The sequence below is a fragment of the Phytoactinopolyspora halophila genome, assembly GCF_003287285.1.
In the GTDB taxonomy this organism is placed as follows: domain Bacteria; phylum Actinomycetota; class Actinomycetes; order Jiangellales; family Jiangellaceae; genus Phytoactinopolyspora_A; species Phytoactinopolyspora_A halophila.
Window position 1 is genome coordinate 80,139 of the sequence record NZ_QMIG01000011.1, and the last position, 12,633, is coordinate 92,771.

Sequence of the window (12,633 nt, forward strand, 5' to 3'; positions counted from 1 at the left end):
CGACCGGCGGAATCGACCAGCGAGGGGGACGCGGATGAACGGCACCCGCCCGGCCGTGCGGGTCGGCATCTGTTCCATCGGTTCCGAGCTGCTCGGCGGCGATGTCGTGGACACCAACGCGGCCTGGCTGGCCCGGCGGGCGGTCGAGGCCGGGGCCGCGCCGTCGGCAACCGTGGTCGTCGGTGACGACCACGACCAGATCATCGGCGCTCTGGGCTGGCTTGCCGGCCGCTGCGACGTCATCGTGGCCGCGGGCGGGCTCGGGCCCACCGCAGACGACCTCACGCGCGACGCCGTCGCCGACATCGCGGGCGTGGCCCTGCACCGGGATGACGGGCTCGTGCGCCACCTGCACCAAACCTATGCGCGTCTCGAACGTCCCGTCCCCACGGATGCGCTGCACCAGGCCGACATTCCGGCAGGCGCCACCGTCCACGAGCCACGCGGGACGGCGGCCGGCTTCTCGCTGGATCTCGCCGCCGGCGAGGGTCACCGACGGCTGCACGTCCTGCCCGGCGTCCCGTGGGAATATCGCGAACTCGCCGAGCGGGTCGTGCTCCCGGAGCTGATACGGCGCTCCGGCGGCGCGAGCCGGGTCACGCGCACCCTGCACGTGACCGGGATGGGCGAATCCGCCGTCGGGGAGGCGCTCCGGGACGTGTCCGCCCGGCTGGCCACCGCCCGCCTCGATCCCGGCCATCCCGAGCACGGCGTCGAGCTGAGCTTTCTGGCCACCGACGACGACGTGCTGGTGCGGTTCACCGCCAGCGCGGCGTCTCCCGACGCGGCCCGCCAGCGCGCCTCCGCCTATGCGGACGAGGCCGCCGAACGTCTCGGAGACATGGTCGCGAGTACCGACGACCGGGTCGAGCACGACGTCGCCCGGATGCTCCACCGCCACGGCACCACCATCGGCACGGCCGAAGGATTCACCGCCGGACGGATCTGCGCCACGGTGTCCGGTGCGCTGGCGGCTATCCGCGACCCCGAAGGCGGCACTCCTCGCGGCACTCCTCCCGGCGCCGGCGAGCTCCTCCGTGGCGGCATCATCGCGCACACGCCGCCGATGCTCGCCGGCCTCTTCGGCCTCGGCGACGACCAGCTCGCCAGCGGCGTCGCCAGCCCCGGGGTGGTGGAACAGATGGCTCGCCAGGCCCAGGACCGGCTCGGCGCGGACGTCGCTCTCGGTGTCGACGTCGACACGGACGTGTCCACCGTGCGGTGGGCGATCGTCCTACCCGACCGGACCGTGCGCACCGGACACCAGTTCATCCCGGGAGGCGATCCGGACACCGTGCGGGCACGCTCCACCGGTCTCGCGCTCGACGCGCTACGCCGCGAGCTGTCTCAGCTGCGCCGACGCAGCGGCTGACGGACACGGGCCCGCAGCGAGCCGTCACTCTCCCAGGACGCGACGGGCGATCGGCTCGATCTCGTCGAGTTCGAGCAACCCGTGCTTGGCGATCGCAGCTTCTTTCATCTTCGAGAGGATCTCCAGGCCCTGGTCGGTCGTGGCTTCCAGGCCCAGCTGATCCAGGGCTTCGGCCACCGAGTCGATCCCGCTGCCCTTGCCGTAGACCACCGCCGGGCCGTCCTTGCCGACCAGCGACGGGAGGAACGGCACGGTCTCCGTCACGTCGTGGTCGCGCACGTTGCGGTACCAGGTGGTGATGATGCCCGATTCGATCTCGAACAGGCGGTCCCCGGTGACGGGACGGTTGCTCGGCTGCTGGACTCCGGACATCTCGCCGACCATCGCGGCGATCTCGGCCAGCTTCTCCGTCTCGATCCCGATATCCCGGTTGTACAGGGTGAGCAGCGCCAGCACCGTCTCTTCCATCGGGGTGTTACCGGCACGCTCCCCCAGACCGGCGATCGTCGTCTGGAGCACGCTGGCGCCGGCCGCGGCGGCGATCAGGCTGTTGGCCACACCCAGGCTGTAGTCCATGTGAAAGTGTGTCTCCAGCGGAACCTGGAGCCGCTCGCGCGTCACGTCCGCGAACCGCCGCACCGCGTGCGGGGTGAGCACGCCAAAGGTGTCCACCAGCACGAACGTGTCCATGTGGCCGTGGGTGGCGACCTGCTCCATGAGGTCGAGGTAGTCGTCGAGCGCGGCCCGGGTGGCGTCGATGGGGAAGAACGCCACCTTCAATCCCTGCTCGTGCGCGTAGCGGGTGGCCTCGACCGACAGCTCCACCGCTCGCTCGACGCTCCACCGATAGCCGAGCTCGATCAGGTGCCGGCTGGACGGGATCTCCATGACCACGCCGTCCACGCCACAGTCCACCGCCAGCTTGGCATCATCGAGCATGCAGCGGGAGAACGCGTAGATCTCGGAGGGCAGGTCACGCCGCGCGATAGCGCGCACCGCCTTCTCGTCCTCCGGCGACACGGCGGGCAGGCCCGCCTCGATGCGGTGCACTCCGGCGTCGGCGAGCGATTCGGCGATGCGGATCTTCTCGTCGGCGTTGAACATGACGGCCGACTGCTGCTCGCCGTCGCGCAACGTCACGTCGTGGATCTTGATCTCGTCCGGGAACGCGTACTCTGCCGTCACCTCGTCGTCGTGGTTCCACGGGCTGGTGAACCACCGATCGGTCTTCCACGGCGTCTGTTCGCTCGCCATCGATCCGCTCCTTTGCTGCTCACGGCTACTGCGCGGCCATCCGACCAGCACCAGCAGTATATTATATGATGTATTATGTTGTAAATATGGCCGCTGCCGCGCTGGCCGGCGCGCCGAGATGTCCGTCGCCGGCGACGGACACGGTTCCCCGCTCGCCGTCGACGGCCAGCAACGGCCGCTCGTCCCCGGACAGCCGCGGAAGATCGCATCCCACTACCGTCGGGACACCGATGGAGCGGGCGAACTCGATGAGATGCGCCCCGGTGCTACCCGCCCGGGTCACCAGGCCAGCCGCATTCCAGAGCAACGGTCCCAGCGCTGGTTCCGGCTCCGGCGCGAGCAGCACGTAGCGTCCCCCGGGCAGCAATCCACGCTCGCGCATGTCCTCCCACTGGCAGGCACGTCCCGCGCCGGCTCCCGGCACGGCCGCCGTCCCCGCATAGCGTTCCCCGACGGCAGACACCACCCCGTGCACGAACGGTTCCCACCGTTCGACACCGAAGCGGCTCGTCCGTGGCGGCGGCTCCCCGGCAAGTGCCCGAGCCAGGACTCCGGGGGCCAGCCGCCAGAACGCCGTCTCCGCGTCGGCCGACCCGTCCACACCCATGGCGCGCCGGACCGTCGCCAGGTGGGCCAGCACGCCGGCGGCCTCATCCGGGGCGGGGCCCGGTAACTCGGCCACCGTCTCCAGGGCAGCGGCGGGATCGTCACCGCGCAGCTGGCGCAGCACGTCACCGGCCCGGCTCGCGGCGGCGCGCGGCGAACCACCCCACACCCGGGCGGTCAGCTGCGCGGCGAGCGCCCGCGCGGCCGCCAGGGCCTCGGAGGGCTCGGCACCCGAACCCTCGTCGGGCAACTCCGGCATCCACGACGCGGCGATCGCCCACGGCAGCACGAGCTCGTCACCGAGCTCGCCCGCGTAGCGCTCCGCCAGCCGGGCAACGCGAAGCGCGATCGGCCCGCCGAGCGCTCCCCCGTGGCACGCGGCACGCGAGCTGCCCGCCACCACGGCATCCCGCGACCGCATGCTCTGCAACAGCGTCACCTCACCCGCGGCCACCGCCCATTCGATGAGGTTGTGCCCGAGCGCGGCCCCGACGTCGCGGGCGAGCTCGGCCACCTGTCGCAGCAACGGGCCGTCGTCCAGCGTGCCGGTGATCATCGTGCCGTCGCCGGCCACCGTGGCCTGCCAGCCATCGACATGGCCGGCCATCAGCGGCCGGAGGGGCCCATCCGTCGCGGTGATGCGCACGCTACCGTCGGCGGTGAGCCGCGCGGTACCACCCAGATCGGGGTTCAGCTCCGGTTGCACGAGCACCGCCAGGCCAAGACGGCCCGGATCCGTGCCGGTCCGCCGTGCCCGATCGAGCACCGCCGGGGCGAACGCCGAACCCCAGCATCCACGTACCGCGATGCCGAGCTCGTCGGGCGCGATCCCGTGGAAGCTGGAGAACGCGCCGGACCATGTCCCGTCCGCCTCGAGCGGGCTGGACGAGCGCACGATGTACGGCGGGTCGATCCCGGACAGCTGCTCGCGCAGCTCGGCCAGCAGCGCGTCGTCGGGATGCACGTCCATCGCCGCCAACCGCGCCGTGCCGTCGCTGCCGTGGCCCAGGGTGGAGGTGACCGCATCGACGACGCCCCGGGACTCGCTGACCGGAACGATCACGCCCGGCAGCACCGGCAGTCCCACGGCATACGCCCGCGCCAATCCCGCTGCCTTCGCGCCGGCAACCGCTGGATCCGTGGCGCCGGCACCGGACAGGTGGTAACAGCGCGAGCTCATCAGTCGATTTCGATGATCTCGTGCGACTTGTACGTGGAGACGAGATCGTAGCCGTCCTCGGTGACGATCAGCATCTCTTCGAGGCGCACGCCGTGGTCGTACATCTTGCCGTGCTGGGTCTCCAGGGCGAATACCATGCCCGGCTGGATCTCCTGCGGATGGTCCAGCGACCAGATACGCGAGATGACCGGCTGGTCATACTGGGCGAGCCCGAGCCCGTGGCCCCACAGGTTCGCCGCCGCCTGGTCCTCGTCCTGGTATCCCCACTGCTCCATCGCCGACGGCCAGGTGGCGGCGATGTCGGCCGTCGTCGCCCCGGGGCGCACGGCGTCGATGGAATCCCACAACCACTTGTGCGCCAGATCGTATGTCTGTTTGTGCTCCGCGGTCGCCTTGCCCCCCACGCAGTACGTGCGGTACACGCAGGACTTGAAGCCGTTCCACGTCAGCGCGGCGATGTCGATGATGACCAGCTCCCCGGGCCGGATGATCCGGTCCGAGAAGTTGCGCCAGTTGGGCCACGCGTTGGGGCCCGACGACACGATGATGTCTTCGACGTCTTCCACCCCGGGCACGGAGTACAGGTACTCGAAACCGAACGCCGCCACCTCGTTCTCGGTCCGGCCCGGCTTCAAGAACTGGGTGAACTCGTAGTGCAGGGCGTCGCACAGGGCTCCGACGATGCGAACGGCCTTCTGCTCGTCCGGGCTCTTGATGGAACGGGCCTCCATCATCGGGGTCATGCCGTCCGTCCACGTGATCCCGGCACGCTCGAAGGCCTGGATCATGTTGATGTCGATGAAGTCCACGCCGAGTGGCATGTCCCGCACGCCGGCGTCTTCAAGATCACCGACGAGGGCCTCGGTGAACTTGGTGACCTGCTGTGTCGATGCCGGACCGGCAGCTCCCTTGATCCAGGCGAACGAGTGGCGAATGTTCTCCTTGGGGATCCAGGGGTTGTGCACCTCGAGGTGGTAGCCGATATCTCCTTGCTCGTAGACGATGGGCTCGCGCCCCTCGACCAGCAACACGTAGCGCAGCCCCGGCTTGAGCCGATTCCAGCCCGGCGTGTAGGTGGCCGAGATGTAGCGCATGTTCTCGTCGTACATGCACAACAGCGCACCCAGACCGTGCCTGCGCATCGCCTCGCGGGCGCGTGACAGCCGCCAGGCCCGCACGTTCTGCCAGTTGATGCCTTCCTTCCAGTCGGTACTGAGTACGCCGAAGGCTTCCTTCATCGTCTACTCCACTTCTCATTCGGCGACCGTGCGCAATCGATTATACATTATGCACTATCCTGCACCATTGACTCCTGCATCAGGCACGGTGCATTATGCAACATCATACGGTTCGTCCGATCCGCACGGGATGTGCCGGCGGCCGGCCCACCAGCCGGCCACCGGCGCCCTACGGAAACAGCCCGTTGGTCGATGTGGCGGTGGGATCCCGATGACCATGGAGTTCGTCTTCTTTCAGCTGCTCAACGGGCTGAGTTTCGCCGGGCTGCTGTTTCTCGTGGCCAGCGGCTTCACCCTGATCTTCGGGCTCATGCGCGTGGTGAATCTCGCGCATGGTGGCTTCTACCTCGTGGGCGGATACATCGGCCTGACGATCGTGCTGGCGACCGGCAACATCTGGCTCGCCGCGCTCGGCGGTGCGCTCGCCGTCGGCGTCCTCGGCGTCCTGATGGAGACGTCGCTGCTGCGGCGCGTTCGCGGCCAGGAGCTCCCCGAGGTGCTGCTGACGATCGGCGTGGCATTCATGCTCGGCGACCTCACGCTCGCGTTCTGGGGCGGCGACCCCAGGGCAATGCCGCTTCCGGACTACCTATCCGGATCGGTGGATCTCGGCTTCATCGGCTACCCCCGCTTCCGCGTCCTGGTCACCCTCCTCGCCGTGGCGGTCGGGATCGCGCTGTGGCTGCTGATGAGCAAGACCCGCGTCGGCGCGATCGTGCGCGCCGGCGTCGACGATCGCGAGATGATCGCGGCCCTGGGCATCAACATCCGGCTCGTGTTCACCGGGCTGTTCTTCTTCGGTGCGCTGCTGGCCGGGCTGAGCGGTGTCGTCGGTGCCGCGTTCCTGGGCCTCGTACCGGGCGAGTCCGACATCGAGATCCTGCTGTTCGCCCTGGTGGTCGTCATCCTCGGCGGGCTCGGCAGCCTGCCCGGGGCGGCCATCGGCAGCGTCATCGTCGGCCTGATCGACGCTTTCGCCAAGGCCCTCGTCCCCGAGCTGGCCTTCTTCACCCTCTTCGCACCCATGGCGATCGTCCTCGTCCTCCGCCCAGAGGGTCTGCTCGGAAGGAGAGCGTGATGTCGCTGACCACCAAGGTGAAGCTCGGCCTGCTGGCCACCGGCATCGCCGCGGGTGTGGCGCTTCCCTACCTCACCAGCCCGTTCATCATCGGCATCGTCACGCTAGCGCTGGTGTTCGGGCTGTTCGCGATGAGCATCGACGTGCTCGCCGGATTCGGTGGCCTGGTGACCGTCGGGCAGGCAGGCATCTTCGCCGTCGCGGCCTACGGGGTGGGCTACACCGCGACCCATCTCGACGGTGGGCACGTCCTCCAGGTCGCCGTCGGGCTGGCCGCCGGCATCGCCATCTCGGTGATCTTCGCGATCATGGCCATGCGCACGAGCGGCGTCTACTTCCTCATGGTCACGCTGGCGCAGGGCATGATCGTGTGGGGACTCGCATACCGGCTGGCGCCGATCACCGGCGCCGAGAACGGGTTGCGTGGCATCCTGCGCCCGCCGGCCGTCAGCGCCTACTGGACCTACTACTACCTGGTCCTGGCCATCGTCGCCCTGGCCGGCGGCCTGCTGTGGATCGTCACTCGCTCGCCCGTGGGCCTCGCCCTGCGCGGCCTGCGTGACGGCGAGGACCGCCTGCGGATGCTCGGCTACAACACCGCCTTCCACAAGGCCTACGTCTTCGTCCTCTCCGGCCTGTTCGCCACGATCGCCGGCATCCTCTACGTCTATCTCAACCAGTTCATCAGCCCGGCCGCGTCCGAGTTCGCCACCTCCGGACATGGCCTGCTGATGGCCATCCTCGGCGGCACCGGAACGCTCGTCGGCCCGCTCATCGGGGCATTCGTCATCGTGTTCGCCGAGAACATGCTGTCCACCTACGTCGAGCGGTGGACCACCTTGCTGGGTGCGGTCTTCGTCATCACCATCCTCTTCGCGCGTGGCGGCCTGGTGGGAATGCTCTCCCAGGCGTGGCCACGCGTTCTCGCCCGGTTCGGCCACCCCGCCGCGTCCGGAGACGCCGGCGCCGGCAGCCCTCCAGGCGCCGCACTCGACGGCACCGCCCACGCCACCAGCAACCCGCACGGCATCACCACCGAGGACGACCAAAGGAGTTCGCGATGACATCGACCATCCCCCGGCGACTCCGTACTCCACTCGCCGTCACCGCCGCCGCGATGCTCGTCGCGGTTGCCTGCTCCGCGCCCGGCGCGGATGAGACCGCACCGCCGGAACAGGCCGGCGAGGACGCGGAAGGGCCCGGCGACGGGCAGGAGGACACCCCGACGGGCGAGGTGCCAGACATTGACGCGGATGCGATCAACGTCGGCGTCCTCGCCCCGACCACCGGCACGGTCGCCGCGAGCGGGCAGGACATGCTCAACGGGTGGAACCTGTACTGGGACGAGCACGGCAGCAGTGTCGCCGGCCGGGAGATCGAGTCGGTGCACGAAGACACGGCTGGCGACCCCTCGACCGGCTTGAACAAGGCCCAGCGGCTGGTCGGCGACGTCGGCGTCGACATGCTGGTCGGCCCCCTGCTGGCCAACGTCGGGCTCGCCGTCGCCGAGGAGATGAACCGGCAGCAGATGCCGGTGTTGCTGCCCATCGTCTCGGCCGACGATCTCACCCAGCGCGAGCAACTCGACTGGGTACTCCGGCCCGCGGGGTGGACGAGCAGCCAGACCACCCACGTGCTCGGCGAATACGTGGCCGAGCAAGGCTACGAGCGAGCCGTGACGATCTGTAACGACTACGCGTTCGGCCACGAGAGCTGTGGAGGTTTCGCCAACACGTTCACCGACGCCGGAGGCGAGGTGGTGGAGCAACTCTGGAACCCGCTGGGCACCCAGGACTTCTCGACGTATATCGCGGAGATCCAGCAGGCGGATCCGGACGTGGTCTTCTCCGAGCAGGTCGGCGCCGACTCGGTCCGGCTGGTCCAGGCGTGGTCGTCGTTCGGGCTCACCGACGAGATCCCGTTGTTCGGCAACGACACGCTGCTCGACCAGTCGCTGCTGCGCAACATGGGTGACGAGGCGATCGGCCTGCAATCGATCGGGAGGTTCACCGAGGGGCGGGAGGCACCCGCCACGCAAGAGTTCGTCAACGCTTACCTCGACGCCTACGACGAGCTGCCCTCGTACTATGCGGCGGCCATGTACACGGCCGCACGCTGGGTGGCCGAAGCCGTCGAAGCCGTCGACGGCGACGTGTCCGACGGCGAGGCCTTCCTCGACGCCGTGCGTGACGTGCAGCTCGACGATTCGCCGATGGGCCCGATGAGCCTCGACGAGTACGGCAACCCGATCCAGGACGTCGACCTCCGTCGTGTCGAACGCCGGGACGACGGGCGGCTGTGGAACGTGTCCGTCGAGACGTTCGAGAGTGTCGGCCAGTTCTGGACGTACGACCCGGACGAGTTCCTCGATCAGCCCGTCTACAGCCGCGAGTACCAGGGCATCGAATAGGGACATCGACAGGGATCGCGGAATCCGGACAGGGGCCATACATGACGCCGACAGCGCTGCACCTCGACGCGGTGACCGTGCGGTTCGCCGCTCTCACGGCCGTCGACCGGGTGTCGATGACGGTGCGCCGAGGTGAACGGTGGGCCGTGATCGGACCCAACGGTGCCGGAAAGACCACCCTGTTTCGCACCATCTCCGGCGAGGTCCTCCCTTCCAGCGGCCGAATCACCCTGCTGGATCATGACGTGACCCGCAAACCCGCGTACCGGCGGGCACACCGCGGGCTCGGGCGCACGTACCAGATCACCAACCTGTTCTCCGAGCTGAGTGTCGTGGAGAACGTCGCCATCGCCGCCCTCGGCCGGACCCGATCACGTTTCCGCTCGTGGTGGCCGCTCCGGATGGAACGAGACGTCAGCCGGCGCGCACGCGAGGCGCTCGAACAGGTCCACCTGGCGCACCGGCACGACACCCCGGTCGCCGAACTCTCGCACGGCGAGCAGCGGCATCTCGAGATCGCCGTGGCCCTCGCCGCGGATCCGGCCGTGCTGCTGCTCGACGAGCCCGCCGCCGGTCTCTCGTCGTCGGAACGCATGCTCATGCGACGCCTGATCACCGAGCTGCCGCGCGAGCTCACCGTCGTGTTGATCGAACACGACATGAACCTCGCCCTCGAACTCGTCGAGCACGTGGTGTGCATGGACAACGGCGAAACCATCGCCACCGGCTCGCCCGATGAGATCCGGGCGAACGAACGAGTCCAGGCCGTCTACCTCAAGAGTGACTGATGCTGTCGATCGAGAATCTACGCTGCGCGTACGGGACCGCCGAGATCTTACGTGGGATCGACATGGACGTACACGTAGGTGAGGTGGTGGCCCTCCTCGGCCGGAACGGCATGGGCAAGACCAGCCTGGTCCGGTCCGTGGCCGGCACGCGCCCGCCGGTCGTCTCGGGCGGGACGATCAGGTGGGCCGGTACCGATACGACACACGCGCCCAGCCACGAGCGCGCTCGCCTCGGCATGGGGCTCGTTCCGCAAGGACGGCACGTCTTCTCCAGTCTCACCGTGCACGAGAATCTGACCGTCGCGGCGCGGCGCCGCCAGAACGGGTGGGATCTGGACGAGGTGTACGCGTTCTTCCCGCGGCTCCAGGAGCGTTCCAGGTCGCGCGGGCGGAACCTCTCCGGAGGGGAGCAGCAGATGCTCGCCATCGGCCGCGCCCTGATGACGAACCCCCAGCTGTTGCTGATGGACGAACCGTCCGAAGGTCTCGCACCCGCCGTCATCGCGCAGATCCGGGAACGCATCCAGCAGCTCAAGGGTAGCGACATCGCCGTCTTGCTGGTCGAGCAGAATCTCGGCCTCGCGCTCAGCGTCGCAGATCGCGTCTACATCCTCGGTGACGAGGGCCGGGTCGCGTGGCACGGTCAGGCGAGCGAGCTCGAAGCCGACGACGACGCGCAGCAACGCCTCCTCGCCGTCTAGTATGGCGAGCCCTCGTCGATGATGGCGCTCACACCGTCTCGTCGCCCGCCATCCCTTGCTCCAGTACCGCACAGACCGCCGCGGCGTCGTCGGTGCCATGCCCCTGGGCGTGCGCGGCCAGGTAGTACGGCAACACGCCCGTTAGCAGCGGTGTCGGCGCGCCAACCTGCCCTGCGAAATCGCGGATGGTGTCGATGTCCTTCAGGAACATCTGCACGGATGCGGTGGGCTCGTCGTAACTGCCGGCAGCCATGATCGGCCACCGTGCCTCGAATATCGTCGACGTTCCCGCCCCCGAGCGCACCACGTCGTACACGGTCTCCGGATCCAGGCCAGCCCGCCGGGCCAGCACGAAAGCTTCGGCCGTCGCGACGTTGTGGATCGATACGAGCAGGTTGGCCACGAACTTCATCCGGGAGCCCGTCCCGAACGTGCCGACGTGGTGCGTGACGCGAGCGATCCCGTCAAACACCGGCTGGCACTCCCGGATCGCGAGCTCGTCGCCACTGGCGTACACGGCCAGGTCACGCACTCGGGCCTGACGGCCGGTTCCGCTAAACGGGCAGTCCAGCATGGTCGCGCCGGCCGCCTCGATACGCTCGCGTGCCCGTTCCTTCGCCGCGAGCGGGAGGGTGCTCGTCTCCACGACCACGAGCCCGCGCCGGCATCCCGCGGGCAACGCATCGTCCGCGGTGACCTCCTCAAGGGCCCGCGTGCTGGGCAACGAGGTGATCACCACGTCACTGGCGCGAGCGACATCGCCTGCCGCCGCGACTGCCCGGGAGCCCTCCGCCGCAAGCGCCGTCGACCGCTCCACGGCGACGTCGTGCACGACGACGTCGAACCCGGCGTCCAGCAGGTTCGACGCCATCGCCGTCCCCATGATCCCGACACCGACGACTCCCACTGTCCGCACCATGGATGCCTCCTCTCCCGTCGTCGATCACACCGGATCAGCCGGGCAACGTCATCGTGACCTTCAGCGTCGAGCTGTCCCGCGCCGCGGCCACGGCTGCCGCGGCATCGTCGAGCGGAAAGTCAGCCGACCAGAGGTCGCGCAGGTGCAGCCGGCCGGATGTGGCCAGCTGGATCGCTCGCGTATAGTCGCGTGGCCGCGCGGCGCGCGCGTTCACCACGTCGAGTTCCTTGTAGTAGAGCTGGTAGAGCGGAAGTTCGGCCGGACCGGACGGTGCGGTCCCGAACGCGAGCACCGTTGCACCCATGGCGGCAAGCTCGATCGACCGCGCCAGCGTCGAAGCGCTGCCGGCGGTTTCCACGACCAGATCCGCTCCCGCTCCACCGGTGACCTCGTCCAGGACATCGCCGGCGTCCCCGGGCGACGCCGTCGCGATCGCGCCCCATCGCTCGGCGAGTTCTCGCTTCCACGCCGAACGGGTCACGGCGACGATCCGGTCCACTCCCCGCTCGCGCAGCAGCTGCAGGTGCAGCAGGCCGCTCACACCCAGGCCGACAACCGCAGCCGTCTGGCCCGGAAAGACGTCGGCCACGCGGGTCTGCGCGTGGACACACGTGCCGAGGACCTGCAACAGGCTCGCGTCTCCGGTGGACAGCTCGTCGGGGATCGGATGCAGCTGGAACTCGTCGACCGCCACCCGTTCGCCGAAGCCGCCGTCGACGTCGCGTCCCATGAGCGCACCGTGCGGACACAGATGGGGGCGGTCCGCACGGCACAGCCGGCAGTGACCGCACGCGATACCCGGATCGATGAGCACGCGCTGGCCCTCGTCGACGCGGCGGGCCGGGCCGGGACGTACCACCCGCCCGACGATCTCGTGCCCCAGTATCCGCGGCGTGTCGACGGGAATGGAACCGGCGAGAATCTTCACGTCGGTTCCGCACAAGCCCATCGTCGCCGGCGCGACCACCGCGCGCCCGTCGGACGCCGGCTCGGGTACGTCGGACACTGTCAACTGGTCGACTCCCGTGACGAGCACCGCTCTTATCGCCTGTCACCTCCTCCACACACCCGCGGGTATTCGTCGACT

11 protein-coding genes are annotated in these 12,633 nt (G+C 69.0%); 6 read left to right on the top strand and 5 right to left on the bottom strand.

The genetic code is table 11. From position 1 onward, the window contains the following. Nucleotides 1–34: 34 nt before the first annotated feature. Entirely contained in the window at nucleotides 35–1,372 is a 1,338-nt protein-coding gene (locus DPM12_RS12385; RefSeq protein ID WP_112258632.1) for a molybdopterin-binding protein, read from the top strand. Nucleotides 1,373–1,396: 24 nt separating this feature from the next. Here DPM12_RS12385 and DPM12_RS12390 read toward each other — a convergent pair whose 3' ends face one another. The 3 genes from DPM12_RS12390 to DPM12_RS12400 form a co-directional block, all read right to left on the bottom strand. Then, complete coding sequence (locus DPM12_RS12390; RefSeq protein WP_112258633.1) at nucleotides 1,397–2,626, bottom strand: LeuA family protein; 1,230 nt, start codon at nucleotides 2,624–2,626, stop codon at nucleotides 1,397–1,399. Nucleotides 2,627–2,699: 73 nt separating this feature from the next. After that, nucleotides 2,700–4,412 (bottom strand): PEP-utilizing enzyme, encoded by a 1,713-nt coding sequence (locus DPM12_RS12395; protein ID WP_112258634.1) that lies wholly within the window; start codon nucleotides 4,410–4,412, stop codon nucleotides 2,700–2,702. Next, the gene (locus DPM12_RS12400) at nucleotides 4,412–5,650 is read right to left on the bottom strand and encodes a M24 family metallopeptidase (protein WP_112258635.1); all 1,239 of its coding nucleotides are present in this window, start codon (nucleotides 5,648–5,650) and stop codon (nucleotides 4,412–4,414) included. The genes DPM12_RS12395 and DPM12_RS12400 overlap by 1 nt, the downstream gene beginning before the upstream one ends. A gap of 211 nt (nucleotides 5,651–5,861) precedes the next feature. Here DPM12_RS12400 and DPM12_RS12405 point away from each other — a divergent pair, with 211 nt between their 5' ends. From DPM12_RS12405 to DPM12_RS12425, 5 genes are read left to right on the top strand one after another with little or no spacing between them, the layout of a single operon-like run. Continuing rightward, nucleotides 5,862–6,728, top strand: a complete 867-nt coding sequence (locus tag DPM12_RS12405; protein ID WP_211658918.1) for a branched-chain amino acid ABC transporter permease — start codon at nucleotides 5,862–5,864, stop codon at nucleotides 6,726–6,728. Further along, complete coding sequence (locus DPM12_RS12410; protein ID WP_112258636.1) at nucleotides 6,728–7,792, top strand: branched-chain amino acid ABC transporter permease; 1,065 nt, start codon at nucleotides 6,728–6,730, stop codon at nucleotides 7,790–7,792. The genes DPM12_RS12405 and DPM12_RS12410 overlap by 1 nt, the downstream gene beginning before the upstream one ends. Then, nucleotides 7,789–9,138 (top strand): ABC transporter substrate-binding protein, encoded by a 1,350-nt coding sequence (locus tag DPM12_RS12415; protein ID WP_112258637.1) that lies wholly within the window; start codon nucleotides 7,789–7,791, stop codon nucleotides 9,136–9,138. Before DPM12_RS12410 ends, DPM12_RS12415 begins: the two co-directional genes overlap by 4 nt. A 41-nt stretch (nucleotides 9,139–9,179) precedes the next feature. Further along, a complete protein-coding gene (locus DPM12_RS12420; RefSeq protein WP_112258638.1) occupies nucleotides 9,180–9,926 on the top strand; it encodes an ABC transporter ATP-binding protein in 747 nt (248 codons plus the stop codon). Then, a complete protein-coding gene (locus DPM12_RS12425; protein ID WP_112258639.1) occupies nucleotides 9,926–10,627 on the top strand; it encodes an ABC transporter ATP-binding protein in 702 nt (233 codons plus the stop codon). Before DPM12_RS12420 ends, DPM12_RS12425 begins: the two co-directional genes overlap by 1 nt. A 28-nt stretch (nucleotides 10,628–10,655) precedes the next feature. Here the strand turns inward: DPM12_RS12425 and DPM12_RS12430 are convergent, their stop codons facing one another. Together DPM12_RS12430 and DPM12_RS12435 are read right to left on the bottom strand one after the other, a co-directional pair. Continuing rightward, nucleotides 10,656–11,546 (bottom strand): NAD(P)-dependent oxidoreductase, encoded by an 891-nt coding sequence (locus DPM12_RS12430; protein WP_112258640.1) that lies wholly within the window; start codon nucleotides 11,544–11,546, stop codon nucleotides 10,656–10,658. Nucleotides 11,547–11,580: 34 nt separating this feature from the next. Beyond that, nucleotides 11,581–12,552, bottom strand: coding sequence for a zinc-dependent alcohol dehydrogenase (locus DPM12_RS12435; protein WP_245951261.1), 972 nt, complete (start codon nucleotides 12,550–12,552; stop codon nucleotides 11,581–11,583). Between the last annotated feature and the right edge of the window lie 81 nt (nucleotides 12,553–12,633).

What these genes read in the sequence shown, in the direction of transcription:
- DPM12_RS12385 (WP_112258632.1), top strand. Translation starts at nt 35, where the DNA reads ATGAACGGCACCCGCCCGGCCGTGCGGGTCGGCATCTGTTCCATCGGT.
- DPM12_RS12390 (WP_112258633.1), bottom strand. Translation starts at nt 2,626, where the DNA reads ATGGCGAGCGAACAGACGCCGTGGAAGACCGATCGGTGGTTCACCAGC.
- DPM12_RS12395 (WP_112258634.1), bottom strand. Translation starts at nt 4,412, where the DNA reads ATGAGCTCGCGCTGTTACCACCTGTCCGGTGCCGGCGCCACGGATCCA.
- DPM12_RS12400 (WP_112258635.1), bottom strand. Translation starts at nt 5,650, where the DNA reads ATGAAGGAAGCCTTCGGCGTACTCAGTACCGACTGGAAGGAAGGCATC.
- DPM12_RS12405 (WP_211658918.1), top strand. Translation starts at nt 5,862, where the DNA reads ATGACCATGGAGTTCGTCTTCTTTCAGCTGCTCAACGGGCTGAGTTTC.
- DPM12_RS12410 (WP_112258636.1), top strand. Translation starts at nt 6,728, where the DNA reads ATGTCGCTGACCACCAAGGTGAAGCTCGGCCTGCTGGCCACCGGCATC.
- DPM12_RS12415 (WP_112258637.1), top strand. Translation starts at nt 7,789, where the DNA reads ATGACATCGACCATCCCCCGGCGACTCCGTACTCCACTCGCCGTCACC.
- DPM12_RS12420 (WP_112258638.1), top strand. Translation starts at nt 9,180, where the DNA reads ATGACGCCGACAGCGCTGCACCTCGACGCGGTGACCGTGCGGTTCGCC.
- DPM12_RS12425 (WP_112258639.1), top strand. Translation starts at nt 9,926, where the DNA reads ATGCTGTCGATCGAGAATCTACGCTGCGCGTACGGGACCGCCGAGATC.
- DPM12_RS12430 (WP_112258640.1), bottom strand. Translation starts at nt 11,546, where the DNA reads ATGGTGCGGACAGTGGGAGTCGTCGGTGTCGGGATCATGGGGACGGCG.